Origin of the sequence: Sphingosinicella soli, from assembly GCF_014199685.1 — a bacterium.
Lineage (GTDB): Bacteria > Pseudomonadota > Alphaproteobacteria > Sphingomonadales > Sphingomonadaceae > Sphingosinicella > Sphingosinicella soli.
Window position 1 is genome coordinate 25,245 of sequence record NZ_JACHNZ010000021.1, and the last position, 22,934, is coordinate 48,178.

Genomic DNA, 22,934 nt, shown 5'->3' on the forward strand with positions numbered 1-22,934 from the left:
TTGTCTAGAAATGCGTGCGGTTGGTGAAGCCGCCATCAACGACGAGATGCGATCCGTTGCACCAGCTTGCCGCCGGGCTGGCGAGGAAAACGATGCAGCGGGCGATCTCCTCGGGTGTTCCCAGGCGTCCGAGCGGCTGCTGGCGCAGCTGCGACTGATAGAATTTTTCCATCGTGCCCTTGATCATGTCCCAGTTGCCGCCCTCGAACTCCACCGGACCCGGCGAAACGACGTTGACGCGAATCCCGTCCTTGCCGTGGAACAGCGCAAGCTGTTTGCCCCACGTGACAAGCGACGCCTTCATGGCGTTGTACGCCTGCGGCCCGCCCATAGCCTCTCCGGCAGAGGTCGTGGCGATCAGCACGATCGCGCCGCCACCCTTCTCCGTCATGGTCGGCAGCACCGCCTCGACAGCGCGAACCGGGCCCATCACGTCGACCTCGAAGGCATTCTGCCAGTATTTCTCGCTGCCCATGCCGCCGCCCGCCGACGTGATCGGAATCAGGATGTCGCAGCCGTCCAGCGCCTCGATCGCCCAGGCCAGCCAATCCTTGTAATCATCGGCTTTCTTTACGTTGACGGCCTTGCCGACGACGTTGGTGCCGTACTTGCGCAGGTTCGCGACCGCGTCTTTCACGCCGTCCTCGGAACGGGCGGCGATGGCGATGTCGCAGCCTTCGCGCGCAAGCGCCTCGGCGGTCGCCATGCCGATGCCGCGGGCCGCGCCAACCAGAATTGCCTTCTTGCCTTGCAGCCCCAGATCCATCCCCGCCTCCTTAAACTTTAGTTTCGCAACGATTTTCGCAGCGCCGTCCACAGATCGCGCGCATTCCACCATAGCCGAGAGGTTGCGCCGCCTGCTTGCTCAGACTTTTGAACCAAGCCCTGCACATTGGCAAGCAAAAAACATGCATGACTGTTTTCATTTGTGCGCCCGAAGGTTGCAATTTCCCCTTGTCTAGTGGCAGGATAACGATATATCCGCCGCAAGGCTCCGGTGTAAAAAAATCACACCTGTCTAACGGAAAGGAACGCCGCATACCATGGCTTTAGCTGCTGTCCGATCCGCCACGGCCCGACGCAAATCAAAGGCCGACGCTTCCGGGGCGCCGACGCTTCAGTCGCTCAAGAGCGGCCAGACGCGCATGAGACTGGTGGAAGCCACGATCCGCTGCATCGTCAAGAACGGCTACTCCAACACCACGACGCCGCAGATCGCCAACGAAGCCGGCCTGTCGCGGGGCGCCATGCTGCATCACTTTGAAAATGGTGCGGCACTCATCAAGGCGGCCATCATCGAGCTTCACGAAAAGCGCCTTCGCGCTTTCCGCCGCGCCGCCGATACGGGGCACGGCGACCCGACCACGCTGGTGCGCACGTACTGGCAACAGATTCAGAAGCCCGCCTTCATCGCGTTTCATGAACTTGCGCTGGCGGCACGGACGCATGCCGATCTGGCGCGCATGCTGAATCCGCTGCAGGTCGAATTTCGGGAGCGCTACATGGCGACGGCGTTCTCGCTGTTCCCGGAATGGGCGCACCATCGCAAGCAGTTCGATCTCGCCATGGCCCTGTCGCAGAACCTTCTGGAAGGCCTCGCCATCAATGTTCAGACGGGTGCGACCGATCCGGAGATGGTGGAGCCTATGCTGGAACTTCTGGAAAACCAGATTCGTGCAATGAACCCGGCCCTCGCAAAGGCGTCAAGCTAGGCCGGGCATGCCCCACCGCACGCCGCGGCGGAGCAATTCGTAGAAGACCGGGTAATTCCATCCGCAGCGCTGCGGATGGGGCCAGAACTTCGTGGCAGGGAGCATGTCGTAATGACCGCGGCAGTGACCCAAGGTCAGGTAAAGCACCGCGCCTTGTCCGAGCTTGCGCTCGTAAAGGACGGGAACCTGCGGCTCGTTCCAGTCCGCATCGCGGAATTCGGAACACTGTCCGGTGAAACTGGTGTGAAGCAAAACGTCGATCTCGGCCGTGCGGCGGCTGAGGTAGAGTTCGTCCTCGATACGGAAATCGCGCAGCCCTTCGGTCAGCGGATGGTCGGGGCGGGTGACGAAAACCTTGAAGGGTTCGATGGGCGGATGCGCGGTGAAACGGGTTCCGACAAGCGCCATGAAATCGGGTGTATCGTCCGGCGTGTCGACGATACCGTCGTCGGCAATGCGAAGAATCGAATTGGTGCCGTGAAGCGCAAGCCAGCGACCGCCGCGCTCCAGAAACGCCCGCAGCACCTCGGTCTGCTCCGTCGTCGGCACCAGATCGCAGGTGTAGGTAATCAGCAGATCGGCGGCTTCGATCCGGTCCGTGTCGGAATAATCCGAAGCGACCGAGGTGCGGATTTGCGGGTGCTCGGCGAGCAGTTTCAGCAGTTCCAGACGCGCGAAATCGATATCGTGATATTTCCCCGCCGCAACCAGATGAGCCTTCATCGTTCCCGTCCCTTACGCACATGCATGCGCACGAGCCTATGGCGGCGGCGCCGCATTGCAAGCCCCGGAGAAACACTATGAGAGGTCGTGGACAAGGCCCGCTGCAAGGGGTCAGGATTCTGGATCTGACCAGCGTTCTGATGGGCCCCTACGCAACCCAGATCTTCGCCGATCTGGGCGCGGACGTCATCAAGATCGAAGGGCCTGCGGGCGACACCACCCGTTATCTTCCGCCGGGCCACGATCCGGCGCGCGGCGGCATGTTTCTGAACGTCAATCGCGGCAAGCGCAGTCTCGCGCTCGATCTCAAGCAGCCCGCCGCGCGCGAAGTCCTGCTGAAGCTTGCGGCAAATGCCGACGTCTTTGTGCATTCGATGCGCGCCCAGGCCATCGGCCGCCTCGGCCTCGACTACAAGGCACTGCGCGCGGCGAACCCCCGGATCGTCTACGCCAATCTCTACGGCTTCGGACGCAACGGCCCCTACCGCGACTATCCCGCCTACGACGACATCGTTCAGGCCGCATCGGGCCTCGTCGATCTTCAGGCGCGCCTGTCGAACGGCGTGCCGACCTATCTCAGCACCGTCGTTGCGGACAAGGTCGCAGGGCTGACCGGAACCTACGCGATCATCGCGGCGCTGTTCGCCCGTGAACGCACGGGGCTTGGCCAGGAAATCGAAGTGCCGATGTTCGAGACGCTGGTCTCGTTTGCGATGGTCGAACATCTCTGCGGATCGATTTTCGAACCGCCGCTCGGACCGCCCGAATACGTGCGGGCAACGTCTGAATCGCGCCGCCCCTATCGCACCAGCGACGGCTACATCGGCGTGATGATCTACAACGACAAGCACTGGCGGGCGTTCTTCGACGTGCTCGGCAACCCGGACTGGTCACGCGACCCCATGTTCGCATCGATGCGCAGCCGCACCGAGAACATCACCACCGTCCTCGCGAAACTGGCGACCGTGATCGAGGGACGCACGACCGATGAATGGCTGGACCTGCTTCGAAAGGCCGAAATCCCCGCCACGCAGATCGCCACGCTGACCGACCTTCTGCACGATCCCCACCTGATGGAGACCGGCTTCTGGGAAGAGCGGGACACGCAGGACGGCAAGCTCCGGTTTCCCGGAATTCCGACGCATTTTTCCGAAACGCCCGGCGCGATCGGCGATGCGGGACCGGCGCTCGGCGCGGACAGCAGGGATGTCCTCACCGAAGGCGGCTTCACCGACGCCGAGATCGAGGCACTCATGGAAAGCGGCGCGGCGATCATGCCGAAGATGGAGGAGCACGATGGCCAGCAATGACGCGCCGGAAGCCGTGTGGACGGCCGCGCTTGCCGAGGGACGCTTCCTGCTCCAGCGCGCGCAATCGACAGGCACGCGTATCTTTCCGCCGCGCGTGATGGAGCCCGGCACCGGCGAAACCGATCTCGAATGGATCGAGGCGATGGGCACGGGAACCGTCTATTCCGTCACCGTCATCGGCCGCAAGCCGCCTGCCGATCCCTACCATGTCGCGCTTATCGACCTAGACGAAGGCCCCCGGCTGATGAGCCGCGTCGAAGGCGTCGATGCGGAAGCGGTGCATATCGGCATGCGGGTGAAATCCCGCGTGGCGCAAGAGGATGGAACCCCCATTCTCGTGTTCGATCCGGTCTGAGGAGATCCTGATGGGCGGCAGCTTTCCAAGAGGCGCAACCGCAATCTCCGGCCTTTCGACCTTCGGGATCGGCGAAGCGCCCGGATACACATCGATGGAACTGGCCGCCAAGGCGTCGCTGCTCGCGGTCGCAGACGCCGGGTTGCGTCTCGAAGATGTCGACGGGCTTTTCGTCTGCCTGCCGGACGATTTTTTCGCGGGCCTGTCGGTCGCCGAATACCTGGGCATCCAGCCCCGCTTTACCGACAACAACCGAACGGGCGGCTCCGCGTTCATGAGCCACATGATAACCGCGGCGCTCGCGCTTTCAGCAGGGTACATCGATGTCGCGCTGATCGCTTACGGCTCGAACCAGCGCACCGCCGGAGGCAAACTCGCCACACCGTTCAAGAACAACCGCTGGGAGGCGCCGTATCGTCCGGTCTTCCCCGTTTCCTCCTATGCGCTCGCGGCCGCGCGGCACATGCATGATTACGGCACGACACGCGCCCAGCTCGCCGAAGTCGCCGTCGCAGCGAGACGGTGGGCGGACGGAAATCCGGAAGCCTTCATGCAGGGGCCTTTGACGATAGAGGAGTGCCTTGCGGCCCGCGTCATCAGCAGTCCGCTCTCCGTAAAGGATTGCTGCCTCGTCACCGACGGCGCGGCGGCGATCGTCATGACCCGCACCGACCGCGCGCGCCATGCGCCCAAGCCCGCCGTTCCCGTGCTCGGCGGGGCCGCCGCGACATGGTGGAACGCGATATCGCAGGCGCAGGACGTCACCGTCACCGCCGCCGCCGAATCCGGTCCGCGCGCCTACGCGATGGCCGGTCTCGGCCCTGCCGATATCGATGTCGTGCAACTCTACGATGCCTTCACGATCAACACGATCCTGTTCCTCGAAGACCTCGGCTTCTGCCCGAAGGGCGAAGGCGGGCGGTTCGTCGAGAATGGCGCGATTGCGCCGGGCGGGAGTCTGCCCGTGAACACCAACGGCGGCGGCCTGTCGTGCTGCCACCCCGGCATGTACGGGCTCTTCGCCATTGTCGAAGCGGCAAGGCAGATACGCGGAGAGGCCGCCAATCAGATCGAAGGCGTCTCAACGGCGTTGGCGCACGGCAACGGCGGCACCTTGTCGAGTCAGGCGACGGTCATTCTGGGTTCGCTTGAAACACTCTGAGCAAACAATGCATGTAAATGCTGTAAGCTATGCATTGAAATGCAAAGATAATCGCCGATCGAGAATGAAATAAAGGCATTCATGATTGTTTTTAATGTTTGCTTGGGTAGAGTGATCCCCGATCGCGCTGCCCGCCCGCATCCGGAACCTCAGGAACGGGACATGCAAGATCGTGTGTACAGGCGAAGGAGCGGGCATGGCCCAACCGAAGATTTTTAAGCCCGACCCGAACGATCCCGACCGCCCGAAGCGGGGATTGACGTCGGATGACCTCGCTGTTCGCGAAACCGTGTATCGTCCTGATCTGCTCCAGGGCCAGAAAGTCCTCATCAGCGGCGGCGGCAGCGGTCTGGGCAAGGCCGCGGCATTCCTCGCCGCACGCCTGGGCGCCAAAGTCGCCATTTGCGGACGCAGCGAAGACAAGCTCGAACTCGTTCGTGACGAGATCCACAAGGCCACGGGCGTGGAAATCCACACCCAGTCGACGAACATCCGCGATCCCGAGGCTGTCGAGGCGCTCATCGCCGATGTCCACGCGCAGCTCGGAGGGCTCGACACGCTCGTCAACAATGCCGGGGGTCAGTTCCCGCAGGACGCTATCGATTTCAGCCGAAAAGGCTGGCTGGCGGTCATCGACACCAATCTCAACGGCAGCTGGTGGATGATGCAGGAGGCCGCGAAAGTCTGGCGCGAGAAAGGCCAGCCCGGCAACATCGTCAACATCGTCGCCAACGTGGAACGCGGCATGCCGCAGGCCGCCCACACCTGCGCGGCCCGCGCCGGCGTGATCTACCTGTCCAAAACACTGGCGACCGAATGGGCGCCCTTCCAGATCCGCATCAACTGCATCGGCCCGGGCGTGATCGAAACCGAAGGCTTCTACATGTACCCGGAAGAAGCGCTGAAACGCTTCCACAAGGCCAACCCCATGAAGATGCGGGGCGACGCCTGGGATGTGGCCGAAGCCATCGCCTACCTCGCCTCGCCCGCCGCGCGCTTCATCAACGGCGACCTGCTCGTTCTCGATGGCGGTCAGGCGCAGTGGGGCGTGATATGGCCCGCCGGGATGCCCGATTATTTCAGCGAGGACGGCGCCGCCTGAGCCGCGTCAGGCGCGGCGGGCGCGCCTTTGTCCTGAAACGGGAACGGGTTGTCCTCGGCGATCACCTGCAGCAGTTCGACGACATTGCCGTCGCAGTCGCGGCCGTAGGTGGCGAGCAGCGTGCCCGATCCCCCCGGCGGGCAGTGGAACGCCATTCCCAGCGCGGAGAGCCGCTCATATTCCGCCCAGGCGTCGTCGACATACAGGCAGATATGGATGAGCCCCGGATCGCACATGCGCCGCTCGAACCGCGTCCCGACCGGGTCGAGATACTGGAACACCTCCATGTAGAAGCTGCCGAGCCGGATCATCGCATAGCGCGCCGACGATCCGGGCAGCTGCACCATGCGGCCGATCCTCTCGTTGTCGGCCTCCCATCCCCCGTCCGCGACCCGCACGAAGCCGAACCAGCGCTCATAATGATCGACGAAGCGTTCGAGATCCGGCGTCGACACGGCGACATGATGAAAACCGCGAATCATTGAACGTCTCCCCGCACAGCGCGAGCACGCGAACCGCGCTTATTAAAAACAGTCTTGCCTGTTTTTATTGACCCATTGCCGGAGAAGAGCAATAGTCGCTTCGATATGATGGAGAGCATGAATGCAGGCTCTGGAAGACCGCCTCACGCGGCTGGAAGCAGAATCGCAGATCCGCCAACTCGTCGCACGTTATTGCTTCTACCTCGACGACCGCTTGATGGAACGGGTGCCAAGTCTGTTTACCGATGATGCCACGCTGCGATCCGCCGACGGCGTGATGAACGCCGTGGGCGTGGAGGCGATCGTGGAGCAGTTCCACGGCCGGTTCGACGTTCTGGGTCCGGGCCATCATTTCATGCACGATGTTCAGATCGATTTCGGCGACGACAAAACCACGGCGCGCGGCCGCGTCTCCGGCCATGCCGAACTCTGGCGGCGCGGCCAAATGATGGTCACCGCCCTCCGTTACGACGATGTGTATCGCAGCACCGAGGACGGCTGGAAATTCGCCGACCGGGTCATAAACTTCCTCTATTACGTGCCGGTCAGCGAATACCCGGACATTCTGCGCACGCCGGACCGGAACCGCGCGTACGACGAACCGAAGCCGGCGGACTTCCCCGAACGTCTGCCCAGCTGGATCGCTTATGAAAAATCGCGAGGCCGCTCATGACCCATGGTTTCCGGCCCGATATCATCCAGTTCGCCTGGGTGGTCCCCAATCTCGAAGAGGCCGCGCGCCGCTGGCATGCGTCGCTCGGCGTGGGGCCGTTTCTGGTCAACCGCAACCTTGCGCTCGATGCGCCGCGACACCGGGGCAATCCCTCCAGCACGCGATTTTCCACAGCCGTCGCGCAATCCGGCGAATTCCAGATCGAGCTGGTCGAGCAGCACGATGACGGCCCTTCGGTTTACCGGGACACGATAGCGCCGGGCGCCACTGGGCTGCACCACGTCGCGATGATCGCCGCCGATTTCGATGCGGCGGTGGCGCATTATACCGATCAGGGCTTCGAGATCGGTGCCGACGGGCGCTTCGGCGACATGCGCTACGCCTATATCGACACATCCGCCGCGCTCGGCCACATGGTCGAGATCGTCGAGGACAAGCCTGCCATTCAGGCGTTCTTCGCAGGCGTGCGCAAGGCTGCCCAGCGCTGGGACGGCGATCCGGCAACCCTCATGCGTGAACTGAACCGGGGATAAGTCCGCCGTCCGCGCGAGGCTTCAGGAGGCGGTTCGCGCCGTCGGCTGCGCCGTCGTCCGCTCTGCCTCGGCGAGCGGGTAAAGTTCGATGTTTTCGCGCCGCACGCGCAGATCGAGTGCTTCCACCAGAGCCCACGTGGCGGTCTGGAACGCTTCCCATTCGTTCGTGATGCGGTCTTCCGTCCAGTCCAGCATGTAGGCGTTGAACGCCGCGGCGAGCCCGCCCATCTCGCGCTGGAAGTCCGCCGCCATCGTCGAGGTCCGCGCGGAGCCGTCGCGAATGAGCGCGGGATAGAGCCACTTGTCCTCGACCGCGAGGTGCGCGATCAGCACGCGCGCCAGCCACCAGCGGCACTTCGCAACCTCCAGACGGTCGCGCGCTATCACCGCGTTGATCAGGCCCTCGGAGACCTTCCCGATCTCGTCGTGCTGCTTCCTGAGCGTCTGTATGTCCATAGGCGCGCAGGATCGGCGAGACACGTTGCGATCCGCTTAATGTCACGCCCTGCGGTTCGCGAAAAATGCCGACGATGCGAGCCGCCGCTCGACGTTCTCATCGAGCACCTCGCGGTCGATCGGAACGCTTTCGAATCCGCTATTCCACCACCTTGAAGCGGGTCAGTTCGTTCGCAGGCTCCGCCCAGTCGGGTTTCAGCGCCGCCGCCTGCCGGTAGTCGTCGTAGGCTGCGCGCACCTGCCCGAGCTTTTCGTGCGCGACGCCGCGCGCGTAGAGCGCGATTTCGGGCCGGTTCGGCGTCAGCGCGAGTCCACGCGACAACAGATCCACCGCAAGCGTCTCGCCGCCGCCGCGATGCAGCACCGCAATGCCCTTGTTCACATAGGCTTCGGCAAGATCGACATCGATGCCGAGCGCCGTATCGTAGTCGGCGATCGCATTCGCGTAATCGCGGCCCTGCATGAACAGAACCCCGCGATTCACGTGCGTCGCCGCGCGTTCGGATTTGGAGAGCTTGTCGAATTTCAGCGCGAGGTCGCAGTCCGCAAACGCAGCGCGCCCGGCGCGGTTGAACTCGGCGGCTTCATAGCATTTTCTGGCATAGCCGTCGCCCAGGATGGTTACTGCGGCGTCGGCGGTCCCGGCGGCGGGGAGCGCGGCAAGAGCGGCCGCAAACCACAGCGTCTTCGTCATGACGGCACCTCCCGATCAGGGAAACGATGCGGCCCAGTCTACACCCGAACGCGGCTTCGCGCAGCAATCGGTTTCAGGCGATGATATCGGGCTGGAGTTGATCCCGCAGCATCTCGATTTCGTCCTTCAGGCGCAGCTTGCGCTTCTTCATGCGGGCGAGCTGGAGCTGGTCGCTGCTCGGCAGCGCACGGATCGCATCGATGGCGGCATCGAGATCGCGGTGCTCTTCGAACAGAGCCTGGAGGCGGGCCCTTGCATCGCTTTCATCCACGATGTGTGCACTCCGGGCGCCGGTTCACGAGTCGTCTGATCATGCCGCCACCATAAGCGTGCGTGCGCGCGCTGCGAGTCGTTTCGATACGACTGCGATATGCCGCCCAGATTCTGCGGATGGGCCGCGTCGGCTCACCATAGATTGTGGTAAATGCGCACTTCACCGCTTCCCCCCTGACAAGCGCTTCGAAATATGGTCCACTCGATCATCCTGATGCACCTCAGAGCAAAGGAGAACGGACTATGGTCGATGCACACCGGGCTGCGCTTTCGGAAAAACACGCCAACCTTGAAAGCCAGATCGATCAGGAAGTCCACCGACCCTTGCCCGACGAACTTCTCATTGCACAATGGAAAAAGGAAAAATTGCGGCTGAAGGAAGCGATAACCGGCATCCGTTAAAAGCCGCGATTTCCGATCTAACGCTGTTCGAGCGCCGGCGCATTGTCGTCGGCGCCCGGAAAGCGGCCACCGTCGATGCCTGCCGCCATCATCGCGCGGGCGCCGCGCATCAGCCGTTCGAGTTCCGGCCGGTAGGGTGCGTCTTCGGGGCTGCGCGCGTACAGATCCTGCCACACCTTCAGCGCCTCGTCCGGTTCGCCCGCCTGCAGCCAGGCGAGGCCGAGGAAGTAGTAGGGCCCCGGATGCGTCGGATCGATTTCAGAGGCCCGTCCGAACGCGAGCCGCGCCGCGGGTGTGACAAAGCCGTCAGCATGGCGCGTCAGCGCATTGCCGAGACCCACCCACAGATCAGGCACATCCGGCATCGCCTTCGCGGCAAGGCTCAACCCTTCCACAGCTTGCGCGGTCTTGCCCTCGTGGCTCAGGATGTCGGCGAACATCAGCCACGCCCCGACATCGCCCGTGTTCTGCAGCAGCCGCTTGCGCGCGATTTCCAGCTGCGGCGCCGCATTGGCGTCGATGGCACGCGGCGGCGCGGGCTTGCTCGGCAGCGCGGGGTTGCTCGTCAGCAGATAGCCTGCAAGGCCAACTGCGAGCGCGAAGCCGACCGGCAGCAGCGGCATCTTCATCCGCCACAGCGCCGCCCCCGTCAGCAGCGTCAGCAGGGCGACGGCGATCCAGCCGCTCATGCGCCTTTCCTCCGATAAAGCCGCCACACGGCGACGCCGCCGATCGCGAGGAACAGCAGCGGCGCGGCCCACAGCACGAGGTTCGCGCCGGTTTTCGGCGGATCGAACGTCACATAGTCGCCGTAGCGGCTCACGAGATACGCCTTCACCTGCGCAGGGTTCTCGCCCGCCGCGATCCTGTCGCGCACGACGGCGCGCATGTCGGCGGCCATGTCGGCGTCGCTGTCGGCGATCGACTGGTGCTGGCAGACGAGGCAGCGCAGTTCGTGCATCAATGCGCGCGCCTCCGCCTCCTGCGCAGGCGCCAGGGGCGGCCCCTCGGCGGCGGCGGTGAGCGCGAGAAACGCCAGCGGAAGCAGCACCCTCATCGCCGCGCCTCCTCGATATCCTTCAGGATTTCCGCCACCTGCTCGGGGCGGATCTGGCCGATATACTGCTTGCGGATGATGCCCTTGCCGTCGATCAGGAACGTCTCGGGCAGGCCCGACGCGCCGAGGCTCAGCACCGCCTTGCTGTTCGGGTCCATGCCGATGCGGCGAAACGGGTCGCCGTGGTCGTTCAGGAACGCCGCGATGTCTTCCGGCGTGTCGCGCACGGCGATGCCGTGGATCACGACGCCCTTGTCGGCGAGTTCTTTCAGTTGCGGCGCTTCGATCCTGCAGGGCGCGCACCAGCTCGCGAACAGGTTGACCAGCGTTACGGTGCCATGCCGAAGATCGCCGTCGTTCAGGCCGGGGTGCAGTTCGTCCGCGCCGACAAGATCCATTGCGGGCACCGGCTTGCCGACCATCTTCGATACGATCACGCGCTCCGGCGGCTCGCCCATCCGGTAGACGGCGAGCGCCACGAAACCCAGGAACATCAGGAGCGGCACGATCAGCGCCGCGCGTCTCAGCATCATGCGAACGCCTCCTGCCGTCTGCGCCCCTGCCGCATTGCGATCAGCCCGCCGAGCGCCGCCATCATGCCCCCGATCCAGATCAGCGCGATCATCGGCTGCCACACCAGCCGCACCTGCCAGCGCCCGCTGCCGTCGCCGGGCCCGAGCACCGCATAGAGATTGCCGGTAAGGCGCGGCCAGATGTCGGTTTCCGTGGTCTCGTTGGAGGGACTTACAAACGTGCGCCGCTCGGGCATCAGAACCGTGGCGCCGCCCGGTCCGGTCACGCTGATAACGGCGCGGATCGCGGTATAGTTCGGCCCGGCTGCGGGCATGATATCATCGACCTGCGCGGTATATGCGCCGGCGCTCAGCCTCCCGCCCGGCGCAAGGTTCGCCAGCGTTTCGATGCCGCCCGCGCCGCTTGCCGCGATGCCGAGCGTGGCCACCGCGACGCCGAGGTGCGCGATCGACGTGCCCCACACGCTTGCCGGGATCAGCCGGATGCGCTTCAGCTTGCGCCCCCGGAAAATCATCACGCTCGCCGCGGCGAGCCAGGCTGAAAGCGCCACGCCCGCCAGCGCGAGCGGACTCCGCATGCCGAGCGCGAGCGCAACGCCGATCGCCGCGATACCGAGCACGAGCGCGGGCACCAGCCGCCGTCCCAGCCCCGCCCAGTCCATCGTCCGCCAGCGCATCAGCGGCCCCGCCGCCATCAGCGCGACGAGCGGCAGCAGCAGCGGCAGCAGCGCGGTTTCGAAATACGGCGGCCCGACCGAAACCTGATCGCCCGTCACGGCCTCCAGCAGCAGCGGGTAGAGCGTGCCGAGAAACACGACGCCCAGCACCGCCGAAAGGATCAGGTTGTTGACGACAAGGCTGCCCTCGCGGCTCACCGGCCGGAACGGCGCGCCCGCCGTCACCGTGCCCGCACGCAGCGCATAGAGCGCCAGCGCGCCGCCCACGTAGATCGCCAGCAGGATCAGCAGGAACACGCCCCGCTCGGGATCGACCGCGAAGGCATGCACCGATGTCAGCAGCCCGGAGCGCACGATGAACGTACCGACCATGCTGAGCGAGAAGGCGACCACCGCGAGCAGCAGCGTCCAGTTCTTGAGCGCGCCGCGCGCCGCGAGCACCCCCACCGAGTGGAACAGCGCCGTCGCCGCGAGCCAGGGCATCAGCGAAGCGTTTTCCACCGGATCCCAGAACCACCAGCCGCCCCAGCCGAGTTCGTAATAGGCCCAGAAGCTGCCGAGCGTGATGCCTGCGGTCAGAAAGCTCCACGCGCCGAGCACCCACGGCTTCACCGCGCGCGCCCATTCGGGCGTCACCTTGTCGAGCACCAGCGCCGCCACCGCGAACGAGAAGGTCACCGAAAGCCCGACATAGCCGATGTAGAGAAGCGGCGGATGGAACGCGAGGCCGGGATCCTGCAGCAGCGGGTTCAGGCCGGAGCCCTCCACCGGCGCGGGCACGATGCGCGCGAACGGGTTGGATGCGATCAGCAGATACGCATAGAAGCCGATCGCGATGAACCCCTGCGCGGAGAGCATCACCGTGCGGAACCGCTCGCCCAGGCTCTTTGCGCGCAGCGCCGCCAGCGCGCCGAAAACGGCCAGCACGGCAACCCACAGCAGCATGGAGCCTTCGTGGTTCGCCCACACGCCCGTCCACTTGTAAAGCTCGGGCTTTGCGGTGTGGCTGTTGCCCGCGACGAGCGCGACCGAAAAATCAGACTTCAGGAACGCCCACGTCAGCGCCGCGAACGCGACGGCGCAGAGCGCGCCCTGCGCCAGCGCGGCGGGCACGGCGATGCGGCCCCCGTCGGCGCGAAACCCCGCAAGCGCCTGCGCCAGCGCAAGCCCCGCAGCCAGCCACAGCGCGGCATGCCCGATCTCCGGTATCATACCCCCTCTCCCCGCCGGGGAGAGGGCCGGGGAGAGGGGCAAACCAGAATCTTCCCCATCGCTATTTCTCCGGCCTCGCCTTGGCCGCAGCCTCGGCGCGTTCGATCGCCTTCGCCACTTCCGGCGGCATGTAGTTTTCGTCGTGCTTGGCGAGCAGCGTTTCGGCGCGGAACGTGCCGCCGTCATCGAAGCGGCCGTCGGCGATCATGCCCTGCCCTTCGCGAAACAGGTCCGGCACGATGCCCGTGTACGCCACCGGCACCGTTTCCAGCCGGTCGGTGACGCGGAAATGGATGGTGAGCCCGTCGGCACTCCGTTCGATCGATCCTTTTTCGACAAGCCCGCCGAGCCTGATCGCCTGCCCCGGCGTCACGCCCTTCGCAACGACATCGGCAGGCGCATAGAAATACGCCGCCTGATCTTTCAGCGCAGGCAGCGCGAGCGCCGCCGCGACCCCGAGCGCCGCCACTGCCGCGCCCGCAAGCGCGAGCCGTTGATGCTTGGGCTTCATCGCCGTTCTCCGCGCAGTGCGTCCGCCGCCTTTTCGGCGCGCCGCATCGAAACCCAGCTCCACAGCAGCACGCCGCCGATGCAGAGCGCCGCTGCCGTATAGGCCGCGATCACGAAGGGCAGCGCGTTCATGCCGCGTCTCCCGCCAGCCTTGCGCGCCGCGCGGCGATGCGCTGTTCGGCGATGATCGCGCGCATCCGCATCAGCACCGCCGCCGCCATCAGCAGGCCGAGGCCGCCCGCGCTCGTCAGCAGCGGATACAGCATGTCGGGATGAATGCTGGAGCCTTTGAGCGTGATCGAGGCGGGCTGGTGCAGCGTGTTCCACCATTCCACCGAGAATTTGATGATGGGCAGGTTCACGAGCCCGACGATGGCGAGCACCGCCGCCGCCCGCGCGCCCCGGCTGCGCTCATCGAACGCGCCGGCGAGCGCAACCACGCCGAGGTACAGGAAGAACAGCACCAGCATCGAGGTCAGCCGACCGTCCCACACCCACCAGGTGCCCCATGTCGGGCGCCCCCAGATCGATCCGGTGAGCAGGCAAACCCCCGCATACACCGCGCCCACCGGCGCGAGCGCCTCCAGCGCCACCTCGGCCAGCGGATGCTTCCACACCAGCACGGCGATCCCGGTGATGCCGAGGCCAAGATAGGCCCCCATCGAAATCCAGGCGGTCGGCACGTGCAGATACATGATGCGCACGCTCTCACCCTGCAGATAATCGGGCGGCGCGCGGAACAGACCCCACCACAGCGCGGCTGTGGTCAGCGCGAATCCCAGCGCGAGCGTCGCCGCCGTCAGCGGCCGGGCGAGCTTCAGAAAGCGTGCGGGATTTGCGAACCGATGCATCGAAATCGTCTCATAAGCACTGTTTGCCCGCGCGACCAGCGCTTGCGCCCGGTCGGCAGCCGTTATGCCGCAATCCCCGCCCCCAGGCCAAGCGAGCGCATTGTCACAGGTGCTGCGCGCCCCTGAATTGCAACCGGGACCGTCGGGTAATTTTACGAAAGTTATTGAAAATCACTCGCAAAGCACGGAATTGCGGGCAATTCGAGGCTTGGCATACGTCTTGCTTCATTACATGCACGTATCGGAGATCAGTACGGCTGATGCACCGACGGGGAGACGAACATGAAAACCATTCTGTTGACCGCAGCCGCCGTCGGCGCCCTCGCCGCCCTCAGCGCGCCCGCCAATGCCGCACTGATGGCGTGCCCCGCTGCGCACACTGCGGACGGCACCTCGAAGGTGTTTTACGCAGGCGGGTCTGCGGCCAGCGCCTGCCAGTATCTGGACAACGCGGATCCGGGCAATGTCGCCAACCTCGGCAACATCAACGCGGCGGACTTCTTCGGCTACAGCGACTGGACCATCAACGTCGACAAGTTCGATCTCGAACCGTCGGCATCATCGGGCACGTGGGCGCTCGCCGGTGTTGATTTCGAGGCCTATGATTACATGATTGTTTTCAAAGGCGGAAATACCAATCTTATCGCGTTCCTCTTGAACGAGGAAGCATCCAGCGGTGACTGGAACACGCCGTTGACCGATCCGCCCTTTGATCTTCCAGGCGCATCGACTGCCGCGGGTGTCTCGCACTTCACGATCGTGAAGCGCTACAACCCGGAAACGCCGCCGCCGGTTGATGTGCCGGAGCCCGCTGCGCTCGCGCTGTTCGGCCTCGGCCTCATGGGTCTCGGCATGGCGCGTCGCCGCCGTCACGGCTGATACGACGGCTTTCGTCACGAAAAACGGGCGTCCGGCAACGGGCGCCGTTTTCGTTTGCGCCATAGTGCCTTGACGCCGCCACATTTTTCCGCCAAACGCCGCCGCGACCGAACGTCGGCCCTCAAGGCCCTGACGCGCCCGGCGTGATCGCTTCCTTCGGGGATTGAGCGCGCGTCTTCAGACGGTTCGGCCCACCGGCTTCCCCTCGTCACGCGGGTCGTCACGACACCGCACCCGCGTCCGCGCGCCAATTCCGGCAGCGCGGCACGGGTCTGTTTATTGAAAGACTATAATGACCGATTTTCTCCAGTTCGGCCTCGGCGAGCGTATCGAAAAGGCGCTCACCGAAGCGAATTACACCGTCCCCACGCCGATCCAGCGGCAGGCGATCCCGATCCTGAAACAGGGTCATGATCTGCTCGGCATCGCGCAGACCGGCACCGGCAAGACCGCCGCGTTCGCGCTGCCCTCGCTCGATTACCTGTCGCAGACCTACAAGCCGCTGAACGCGCGCACGTCGCGCATGCTGGTGCTTGCGCCGACGCGCGAGCTTGCCAGCCAGATCGCAGAATCCTTCCGCACCTACGGCAAGTTCCTGCGCCTCACCATCACCACGGCGTTCGGCGGCGTGCCGATCGGGCGGCAGATCCGCGCGTTGCAGCGCGGCGTCGATATCCTCGTCGCGACCCCCGGCCGCCTCATCGATCTGGTCGATCAGAACGCGCTCGATCTCTCGCAGGTCGAAGTGTTCGTGCTCGATGAAGCCGATCAGATGCTCGATCTCGGCTTCATCCACGCGCTGCGCCGGATCGTCCGCATCCTGCCGAAGAAGCGCCAGTCGCTGTTCTTCTCCGCCACCATGCCGCCCGCGATCGCCGATCTGGCGGCGCAGTTCCTCACCAACCCGCAGAAGGTGGAGGTGAAGCCGCAGGCGACGACGGCGGAGCGTGTCGCGCAGCACGTCATCCACGTGAACGCTGCCGAGAAGCAGGCGCTGCTCACCATCATGCTCCAGGATCTCGGCGCGGACATGGATCGCGGCCTGATCTTCATGCGCACCAAGCACGGCGCAGACCGCGTCGTCCGCCATCTCAAGGGCGGCGGCATTGCGGCCGAAGCGATCCACGGCAACAAGTCGCAGCCGCAGCGCGAACGCGCGCTCGGCATGTTCCGCACCGGCGAGATCAAGATCCTCGTCGCCACGGACATCGCCGCGCGCGGCATCGACGTGCCGGGCGTCAGCCACGTGTTCAACTTCGAGCTGCCGAACGTGCCGGAGCAATATGTCCACCGCATCGGTCGCACCGCGCGCGCCGGGCGCGAGGGCATCGCCATCGCGCTGGTTTCAGACAATGACGAGCGCGGCTACCTGCGCGACATCGAGCGGCTGATCCGCCAGAAGCTGGAGCCGATGCCGCTGCCCGAAAACTTCCTCACCCGCGCTGCCGCACTCGCGAAGCCGATCGCCCGCACCGACGGCAACAGCGGCGATCAGCGCGGCTTCGGCGGCGAGCGTCGTGACGGCCGCCGCGACGGCGGCCATCGCGGTGCGCCGGGTCATCGCGACACGGGCCATCGCGGAGAGCGTTCCGGCGGCGAACGCCGCGAAGGCGCCGACGGCCAGCGCCGTCATTTCGGCGCGGCCAAGCCGAAATATTCGGCAAAGCCCGCGCACGGCGGCGCGGGCAACGGCAGCAGCCGCGCCCCCGGCGGCGGCCAACGCCGCCAGGGCCGCTAAACCCAACCTCCCTCCCTCTCCCCGCCGGGGAGAGGGTCGGGGAGAGGGGCAAGCCCAAAACCCCTACCGATTTTTCTGCTGATACTCCTCGCGCACGCGCTGCGCGAGGCGACCGCTGGCGATGTCGTCGTAGCTAGCTATATTGTTCGCCATGCTTTCGGACTGCTGGCGCGCGATGCTTTCCATGTCGCCCGCGTACTGCGGCAGGAAATACCAGTGCTGTGCCGGGTGCGCGCCGTAGAGCGCCCGGAACTTCTCGATCAGGGCACGTTCCGCGATGAACCGGTCGCGCTGCGCCGCCGCGCCGCGCTGGTTCATGTCGGGCACCCGCATCGGCTTGGGCCGCATGATGTCCCACCACGCGAACGGCAGTTCCGGGTCCAGCGCCTGCGCTTCGGCCGCCATCGCGTCGCCCGCCTCGCCGCTCGGCGCCGCGCGCGCGGCGATCACCAGCAGCGTCGCGTCGCCGGTTTTGCGCGCCAGCGCCTGCATGTCTTCCACCAGCTTTGTGCGCCCGGTCACGGCATTGCCCGCGTCGAAATAAAGCTGCGCGGCGTCCAGCTTCCTGGGTGCATATTCGCCGTACAGCGCCTGCATCTCCGCGAAGGCCTTCGCCGGATTGCGCTGCATCATCTGGTAGATCCAGGCGTTGTTGAAATGATCCGCCGCCGATTTCGGCCTGTCGATAATCATCTGCGGCTGCGACATCGCATGAAGATCGCCCACCTGATCGCGGATCACGGCGGTGTCTTCCTTGATGAGCCCGAGCTGCCGCCCAACCGCTTCGGTCGCGGACTGGCCCTGCCCGACCAGCATCAGCAGGATAAACGCGGCGGTGGCGAACAGCCCGAAGCGGAAGGCGTCGCACTGCGTGCACTGCACCACATCGTCGACAGCCTTGTCGTCGGCCGCGTTCACCATGAACGCGCGCTGGAAGCAGAGCAGGCCCGCAACGCCCGTGATGACCGCGAAAATCAGCACCAGCATGTCGGCGGAAAGGAATTCGGAGAAGAAGTTGACGAGGTCGCCGAACAGTCCCACCGCGCCGCCGATCAAAGCGAACAGCGATGCCCGCGCCGGCCAGACGATCCGCTTGACGATTCCGATCCGCGATCCCATGCCCACCTCCATCGAACAGCCCGTCGTTTCCTAGGCATAACAAGCGCATACCCGCGCATCCACCCCCTTCCCGCCGCGCCCGAGAATTTTCTGGCGGCGCCATGCCGGGAAACCTGCATACAGCGCGCTTTCCGTCTTCCACGAACGCGTGCGGGACCGCATACCTGCGGACGGGGAGGACAGGCGTAGCTGAACGATCTCGCACCGCTGGCTGATCTGGGTATCGCGCTCGCGCTCGGCCTGCTGGTCGGGCTCGAGCGGGGCTGGAGCGCGCGCGGCGAGCCTGCGGGCGGCCGCGTCGCGGGGTTTCGCACCTTCGGTCTCCTGGGTCTCCTCGGCGGCCTTTCCGGGGTCATGCTGGCGGAGGCGCGCCTGCCTGCGGTGCTGCTGATCGCCGCCGCCGCGCTCGCGCTCGTCGCGGGCTATGTCCGCGACATGGCGCGGGACAGCGGCGCGAGCGTCAGCGCCACCACCACGATCGCCGGGCTCATCACGCTCGCGCTCGGCCTGCTCGCGACGACCGATCACGTCCTCGTCGCGTCGGTCTCGGCGGGCGTCATGGTGCTGCTGCTTTCGATGCGCGAAGAACTTCACGCCTGGATTCGCGGCCTCACCGCTGCGGAGGTGAAGGCGGTGGCGCGTTTCGCGCTCATCTCCATCGTCGTCTGGCCGCTGCTGCCGGATGCCGCCTACGGGCCTTACGACGCCTGGAACCCGCGCGACATCTGGCTCGTCGTCGTTCTCGTCTCGGGGCTTTCGTTCGTCGGCTATGTCGCGGCGAAGCGTTTCGGCGAGGTGCGCGGCACGCTCGCCACGGCGGCGGCCGGCGCGCTCGTTTCGTCGACCGCAGCCACCGCCGCGCTCGCCCGCCGTCTTGCTGCGGGGGAGGACGCGCCCGCCCCCGCGATTGCCGGCATTGCGCTCGCGGGCGCCGTTATGATGACGCGCACGCTCATCCTTGCCGCCGTCGTCGCGGGTTTCGTGGTGCCGATGCTGGCGTGGGTCTTGGTTCCGGGCGGGATCGCCGCGCTCGCGGCCACGGCGTTCGTCATGCGCAACAACCGCCGCGCACCGTCGCGCGCCGCGCCGATGACCTCGTCCAACCCGTTCGACATCCTGCCCGCGCTGGGCTTCGCCGCGCTGATCGCTGTCGCCGCGCTGTTCGCGCGCTGGGCGGAGGCGCGATACGGCGACGCGGGCCTCGGCGTCATCATCGCGCTTACCGGCACGTTCGATGTCGATGCGGCGACCGTCACGCTCGGCGCGCTGCCGGCAGGCAGTCTCGATCCCGTCATGGCGGGCATCGTGCTCGGCATTCCCGTGCTTCTCAACACCGCGTTCAAGGCGGCGATCTGCATCGCCCTTGCCGGATGGCGCAGGGGCTGGCCGGCCGCCGCTGCGCTGCTCTTCAGCTTCGCGGCGGGCGGCATCGGCCTCGTGGCGCTCGCGACCACGCTCTAAGAAAACCCGACCGTTGATATTGCGATTAATTCGCATTAGTGTTGATTCGCAACACAACGTAAAGGGAGCCCGAATGACGAACCCTCTCGATGATCTGCTTAGAAGGCCCGATCTGCGCGATCTCGCGCGCACGCCGATGCACATGGTGATGGGCACGCGGCTGGTGGTGATGTGTCAGCGCGCCGGGCACGACCCGCGCGACGTGCTTGCCGAACGTCTCGGCAGCCCGCTTGCCGCATCACGCCTGCTCAGCGCGGTGCAGATCGTCGGCGATCACTGGCCGGATTGTTTCCTCATCAGCCCGCCCTGCTGCCGGGGGCTGGGGCCCGACGAAGCGGCGCTGTCGGCGATGACGGCGGCGGCGGCGGCAAACGATCGCCCGCGCTTCGACACCGCCTGCCGCGAAATGCTGGATGCGGAAGCGCGCGACGCCACTTACGCCGCGCTCAGCGCCTTCGCCCGCGCCCTGCCCCCGCGCACGACAGAACCGGCCTGCGCGCGTCAGCCGTAGTTGTCAGCGCCGCACCTCCCGCTCTAGGATCGCGCGGCATCTTTGGGGGGTAAGGGCGGTATGCAGGATCAGGGGCAATCCGGTGGAAAGCGGCGCAGCACGCGCCTCCTCGTCATAACCATCGCGATCATCATCGTCGTCGCCGCCGTGCTCGGCTATTTCGTCGTCGACATCCTCGAAACCGCGACCAGCGCGATGAAGGGCCGGTAACGCTTCGGCAACCCGCGCGCCCGATACGTTGCGGCGCAACAGCAGTGGACCGGATCGATGCACACTCTTCGCCGTCTTCTCGCCAGCCGCACGGGTGCGACCGCGATCGAATACGCGCTCATCGCCGCGCTCATTCCGCTCGCCGCGATCATCGCCTTCCAGATGCTCGGCCTCTCGCTGGTCAATGTCTTCACCGACATCACCACCGCCATGAGCCCCTGATCTCCCTCTCCCCACCGGGGAGAGGGCCGGGGAGAGGGGCAAACCAAAACCCCCGCGACAGCCCGCCATGTTCCTGATACGTTCTCATCATTCCGATTCGAAGGGGAACACCGATGACCGATCTCGTGCTTTACACGAACCCCATGTCGCGCGGCCGTATCGTGCGCTGGATGCTGGAGGAAGCGGGCGCAGAGTACCGCACGGAAATCCTCGAATACGGCACCACGATGAAGGCCCCGGCGTATCTCGCCGTCAATCCGATGGGCAAGGTTCCCGCGATCCGCCACGGCGACACGGTCGTCACCGAATGCGCCGCGATCTGCGCCTATCTCGCCGATGCCTTCCCGCAGGCGAACCTCGCCCCCGCGCTCAAGGATCGCGGCAGCTACTACCGCTGGCTGTTCTTCGCGGCAGGCCCGCTCGAAGCCGCGATCGCGGACCGCACGCTCGGCGTCGAGGTGCCCGCCGACAAGCAGCCGATGGTCGGCTACGGAACCTACGCGCATGTGATGGACGCGCTCGAAAAGGCGGTCAGCGACGGGCGGCCCTATATCGCAGGCGACAGCTTCACGGCGGCGGACGTCTACATCGGCTCGCACATCAGCTGGGGCATCCAGTTCGGCACCATGGAAACGCGCCCCGCGTTCGAAGCCTACTGGAAACGCCTCGAATCCCGCCCCGCCCACCTCCGCGCCACCGAACTCGACGACGCCGACATGCCGAAACAGGCGTAGCGCGCTTCGCGCGCCCTCCCCCCTCTCGTCATACCGGCGCAGGCCGGTATCCATACCCCCGATCGCATGGATACCCGCCTGCGCCGGTATGACGAGGACTGTGGCCTGCGCGCCATTGCGGACTTCGAGATAGCGCGCGATTTCCCGATCATGCGAACCGCACTATAGGTTTGTGGTCGCATCGTTTTCGGCGGAACACCGGTTCTCGCGTTTCCGCACGGTGCCGTAAGGGAGGTCCGCATGAGGTTTCGGATTGTTTGTGCCCACGCCCTCGCCGGGGCTGCGCTCATGCTCGGCATCGGCACGGCTGCGGCCGATGATGTCGCCCCGCGCGTCGATCATCACATGCACGTCAAGAGCGCGCTCATCACCGACTGGCTGCTCGACATGCAGAAGGCGATACCCACGGTTTTCGAGGGACTTTCGAGCGACATCTTCAAGGTGCACACGGGCGAGGACGCCGTGAAGCAGCTGGACCGCGCAGGCATCCGTCAGGGCGTTCTGCTCTCCGCCGGCTATATGTTCGGCATTCCCGCCGTGCCGCTCGCGCCTGAAGAGATGGCACGCAGGATGCGCGCCGAGAACCGTTACAACGTCGATGCCGCCCTCGCCTCGGGCGGCCGCCTCGCCGCGTTCGTCGGTATCAATCCGTTTCTCGGCAATGCGCTGGATGAACTCGAATACTGGTCGCGCCGGCCCGGCGCGTCGGGCGTGAAGCTCCACCTCGGCAACAGCGGCTTCGATCTCGGCAATTCCGATCAGGTCGAAGCGCTTGCCGCCTTCTTCGCCGCCGCGGGAAAGGCGCGAATGCCCCTGGTCGTTCACCTGCGCGGCGGAGCGCCGTTCACGAGCGCAAACGTCGCCGTGTTCATCGACAAGGTGCTGCCGCAGGCGGGCGACCTGCCCGTGCAGATCGCGCACGGCGGCAGTTACGGCGGCATCGATGCGGCGACGCTCGAAGCCCTCAGGCTCTACGGTGATGCCATCGGGCGTAAAGCCCCGGGAACCGCGAACCTCGTGCTCGACATCTCCGCCGTCGCGCAGCTCGACATCTCCAAGGTTCCAAGCATTTCACAGGAAGGCATCAAAGGCCGCACCGCCGACGAATGGCGCGCCGCCTACGTCGCGCAGATGCGCACGATCGGCCTCGATCGCTTCGTCCTCGCCAGCGACTGGCCCGCGCTCACGCCTCCGGCAGAGTATTTCGCCGCCGAGAGAAAACTGCTTCCGGTTACCGAGGCCGAATGGAAAACGCTCTGCGAGAACGTCGCGCCCTATTTGCAGGCGGACTGGGCGCAGCGCAGGGAAACGGCGATCGCAAGGCCGTAGCGACACGCAAACCC

General features: G+C 65.5%; 30 protein-coding genes. 16 read left to right on the top strand and 14 right to left on the bottom strand.

Going from position 1 to position 22,934, the window contains the following annotated elements; translation table 11 throughout:
* Window positions 1-4: 4 nt before the first annotated feature.
* On the bottom strand, window positions 5-766 hold the full coding sequence (locus GGQ98_RS10085) for an SDR family NAD(P)-dependent oxidoreductase (protein ID WP_184068910.1): 762 nt from the start codon (window positions 764-766) through the stop codon (window positions 5-7).
* A gap of 277 nt (window positions 767-1,043) precedes the next feature.
* Here GGQ98_RS10085 and GGQ98_RS10090 point away from each other — a divergent pair, with 277 nt between their 5' ends.
* On the top strand, window positions 1,044-1,712 hold the full coding sequence (locus tag GGQ98_RS10090; RefSeq protein ID WP_184068912.1) for a TetR/AcrR family transcriptional regulator: 669 nt from the start codon (window positions 1,044-1,046) through the stop codon (window positions 1,710-1,712).
* On the opposite strand, the gene GGQ98_RS10095 is transcribed toward GGQ98_RS10090, so the two are convergent.
* Entirely contained in the window at window positions 1,704-2,435 is a 732-nt protein-coding gene (locus GGQ98_RS10095; protein WP_184068915.1) for a ThuA domain-containing protein, read from the bottom strand. The genes GGQ98_RS10090 and GGQ98_RS10095 overlap by 9 nt on opposite strands.
* 77 nt (window positions 2,436-2,512) lie before the next feature.
* On the opposite strand from GGQ98_RS10095, the gene GGQ98_RS10100 reads away from it, so the two are divergent.
* From GGQ98_RS10100 to GGQ98_RS10115, 4 genes are all read left to right on the top strand, one after another.
* A complete protein-coding gene (locus GGQ98_RS10100; protein WP_184068918.1) occupies window positions 2,513-3,745 on the top strand; it encodes a CaiB/BaiF CoA transferase family protein in 1,233 nt (410 codons plus the stop codon).
* Entirely contained in the window at window positions 3,732-4,100 is a 369-nt protein-coding gene (locus tag GGQ98_RS10105; RefSeq protein ID WP_184068921.1) for a Zn-ribbon domain-containing OB-fold protein, read from the top strand. The genes GGQ98_RS10100 and GGQ98_RS10105 overlap by 14 nt, the downstream gene beginning before the upstream one ends.
* A 10-nt stretch (window positions 4,101-4,110) precedes the next feature.
* Entirely contained in the window at window positions 4,111-5,262 is a 1,152-nt protein-coding gene (locus tag GGQ98_RS10110; RefSeq protein WP_184068924.1) for a thiolase, read from the top strand.
* A 196-nt stretch (window positions 5,263-5,458) separates the two neighbouring features.
* Complete coding sequence (locus tag GGQ98_RS10115) at window positions 5,459-6,364, top strand: SDR family oxidoreductase (protein ID WP_184068926.1); 906 nt, start codon at window positions 5,459-5,461, stop codon at window positions 6,362-6,364.
* Here GGQ98_RS10115 and GGQ98_RS10120 read toward each other — a convergent pair.
* Complete coding sequence (locus GGQ98_RS10120) at window positions 6,337-6,846, bottom strand: VOC family protein (protein ID WP_184068929.1); 510 nt, start codon at window positions 6,844-6,846, stop codon at window positions 6,337-6,339. The genes GGQ98_RS10115 and GGQ98_RS10120 overlap by 28 nt on opposite strands.
* 121 nt (window positions 6,847-6,967) lie before the next feature.
* On the opposite strand from GGQ98_RS10120, the gene GGQ98_RS10125 reads away from it, so the two are divergent.
* On the top strand, window positions 6,968-7,519 hold the full coding sequence (locus GGQ98_RS10125) for a nuclear transport factor 2 family protein (protein ID WP_184068932.1): 552 nt from the start codon (window positions 6,968-6,970) through the stop codon (window positions 7,517-7,519).
* Entirely contained in the window at window positions 7,516-8,052 is a 537-nt protein-coding gene (locus tag GGQ98_RS10130) for a VOC family protein (RefSeq protein ID WP_184068934.1), read from the top strand. The genes GGQ98_RS10125 and GGQ98_RS10130 overlap by 4 nt, the downstream gene beginning before the upstream one ends.
* Before the next feature lie 21 nt (window positions 8,053-8,073).
* On the opposite strand, the gene GGQ98_RS10135 is transcribed toward GGQ98_RS10130, so the two are convergent.
* From GGQ98_RS10135 to GGQ98_RS10145, 3 genes are all read right to left on the bottom strand, one after another.
* A complete protein-coding gene (locus tag GGQ98_RS10135) occupies window positions 8,074-8,508 on the bottom strand; it encodes a hemerythrin domain-containing protein (RefSeq protein WP_184068937.1) in 435 nt (144 codons plus the stop codon).
* A gap of 139 nt (window positions 8,509-8,647) precedes the next feature.
* Entirely contained in the window at window positions 8,648-9,202 is a 555-nt protein-coding gene (locus GGQ98_RS10140; protein ID WP_184068940.1) for a tetratricopeptide repeat protein, read from the bottom strand.
* A gap of 73 nt (window positions 9,203-9,275) precedes the next feature.
* Window positions 9,276-9,473: a DUF465 domain-containing protein gene (locus GGQ98_RS10145; RefSeq protein WP_184068943.1), complete on the bottom strand. Its 198-nt coding sequence runs from the start codon at window positions 9,471-9,473 to the stop codon at window positions 9,276-9,278.
* Window positions 9,474-9,718: 245 nt separating this feature from the next.
* Between GGQ98_RS10145 and GGQ98_RS10150 the strand changes: the two genes are divergently transcribed.
* Complete coding sequence (locus GGQ98_RS10150; protein WP_184068946.1) at window positions 9,719-9,877, top strand: YdcH family protein; 159 nt, start codon at window positions 9,719-9,721, stop codon at window positions 9,875-9,877.
* Window positions 9,878-9,894: 17 nt separating this feature from the next.
* Here the strand turns inward: GGQ98_RS10150 and GGQ98_RS10155 are convergent, their stop codons facing one another.
* The 7 genes from GGQ98_RS10155 to GGQ98_RS10185 all read right to left on the bottom strand — a co-directional run bounded on the left by GGQ98_RS10155 (window position 9,895) and on the right by GGQ98_RS10185 (window position 14,717).
* Window positions 9,895-10,566 (bottom strand): tetratricopeptide repeat protein, encoded by a 672-nt coding sequence (locus tag GGQ98_RS10155; RefSeq protein ID WP_184068950.1) that lies wholly within the window; start codon window positions 10,564-10,566, stop codon window positions 9,895-9,897.
* Complete coding sequence (locus tag GGQ98_RS10160) at window positions 10,563-10,934, bottom strand: cytochrome c-type biogenesis protein (RefSeq protein WP_184068952.1); 372 nt, start codon at window positions 10,932-10,934, stop codon at window positions 10,563-10,565. Before GGQ98_RS10160 ends, GGQ98_RS10155 begins: the two co-directional genes overlap by 4 nt.
* Window positions 10,931-11,467, bottom strand: a complete 537-nt coding sequence (locus GGQ98_RS10165) for a DsbE family thiol:disulfide interchange protein (RefSeq protein WP_341534185.1) — start codon at window positions 11,465-11,467, stop codon at window positions 10,931-10,933. Before GGQ98_RS10165 ends, GGQ98_RS10160 begins: the two co-directional genes overlap by 4 nt.
* Complete coding sequence (locus GGQ98_RS10170) at window positions 11,464-13,356, bottom strand: heme lyase CcmF/NrfE family subunit (RefSeq protein WP_184068955.1); 1,893 nt, start codon at window positions 13,354-13,356, stop codon at window positions 11,464-11,466. The genes GGQ98_RS10165 and GGQ98_RS10170 overlap by 4 nt, the downstream gene beginning before the upstream one ends.
* Before the next feature lie 61 nt (window positions 13,357-13,417).
* Window positions 13,418-13,867 carry a cytochrome c maturation protein CcmE gene (gene ccmE / locus GGQ98_RS10175; RefSeq protein WP_184068957.1) on the bottom strand — a complete coding sequence of 150 codons (450 nt, stop codon included), beginning with the start codon at window positions 13,865-13,867 and terminating at the stop codon, window positions 13,418-13,420.
* Window positions 13,864-13,998 (bottom strand): heme exporter protein CcmD, encoded by a 135-nt coding sequence (gene ccmD, locus GGQ98_RS10180; RefSeq protein ID WP_184068961.1) that lies wholly within the window; start codon window positions 13,996-13,998, stop codon window positions 13,864-13,866. Before ccmD ends, ccmE begins: the two co-directional genes overlap by 4 nt.
* On the bottom strand, window positions 13,995-14,717 hold the full coding sequence (locus tag GGQ98_RS10185) for a heme ABC transporter permease (RefSeq protein WP_184068964.1): 723 nt from the start codon (window positions 14,715-14,717) through the stop codon (window positions 13,995-13,997). Before GGQ98_RS10185 ends, ccmD begins: the two co-directional genes overlap by 4 nt.
* A 282-nt stretch (window positions 14,718-14,999) precedes the next feature.
* Here GGQ98_RS10185 and GGQ98_RS10190 point away from each other — a divergent pair, with 282 nt between their 5' ends.
* A complete protein-coding gene (locus tag GGQ98_RS10190; RefSeq protein ID WP_184068967.1) occupies window positions 15,000-15,596 on the top strand; it encodes a PEP-CTERM sorting domain-containing protein in 597 nt (198 codons plus the stop codon).
* Between the two features lie 292 nt (window positions 15,597-15,888).
* Complete coding sequence (locus GGQ98_RS10195; protein WP_184068969.1) at window positions 15,889-17,334, top strand: DEAD/DEAH box helicase; 1,446 nt, start codon at window positions 15,889-15,891, stop codon at window positions 17,332-17,334.
* A 63-nt stretch (window positions 17,335-17,397) separates the two neighbouring features.
* Here the strand turns inward: GGQ98_RS10195 and GGQ98_RS10200 are convergent, their stop codons facing one another.
* Window positions 17,398-18,453, bottom strand: coding sequence for a hypothetical protein (locus GGQ98_RS10200; protein WP_184068971.1), 1,056 nt, complete (start codon window positions 18,451-18,453; stop codon window positions 17,398-17,400).
* A 222-nt stretch (window positions 18,454-18,675) separates the two neighbouring features.
* Between GGQ98_RS10200 and GGQ98_RS10205 the strand changes: the two genes are divergently transcribed.
* From GGQ98_RS10205 to GGQ98_RS10230, 6 genes are all read left to right on the top strand, one after another.
* Window positions 18,676-19,914, top strand: coding sequence for an MgtC/SapB family protein (locus GGQ98_RS10205; protein WP_341534186.1), 1,239 nt, complete (start codon window positions 18,676-18,678; stop codon window positions 19,912-19,914).
* A 73-nt stretch (window positions 19,915-19,987) separates the two neighbouring features.
* Complete coding sequence (locus tag GGQ98_RS10210; protein ID WP_184068974.1) at window positions 19,988-20,425, top strand: addiction module antidote protein; 438 nt, start codon at window positions 19,988-19,990, stop codon at window positions 20,423-20,425.
* Between the two features lie 60 nt (window positions 20,426-20,485).
* A complete protein-coding gene (locus GGQ98_RS10215) occupies window positions 20,486-20,635 on the top strand; it encodes a hypothetical protein (RefSeq protein ID WP_184068977.1) in 150 nt (49 codons plus the stop codon).
* A gap of 57 nt (window positions 20,636-20,692) precedes the next feature.
* Window positions 20,693-20,857, top strand: coding sequence for a Flp family type IVb pilin (locus GGQ98_RS10220; RefSeq protein ID WP_184068980.1), 165 nt, complete (start codon window positions 20,693-20,695; stop codon window positions 20,855-20,857).
* A gap of 113 nt (window positions 20,858-20,970) precedes the next feature.
* Window positions 20,971-21,591, top strand: a complete 621-nt coding sequence (locus GGQ98_RS10225; RefSeq protein ID WP_184068983.1) for a glutathione S-transferase family protein — start codon at window positions 20,971-20,973, stop codon at window positions 21,589-21,591.
* A 240-nt stretch (window positions 21,592-21,831) separates the two neighbouring features.
* The gene (locus GGQ98_RS10230) at window positions 21,832-22,920 is read left to right on the top strand and encodes an amidohydrolase family protein (protein ID WP_184068986.1); all 1,089 of its coding nucleotides are present in this window, start codon (window positions 21,832-21,834) and stop codon (window positions 22,918-22,920) included.
* Window positions 22,921-22,934 lie beyond the last annotated feature (14 nt).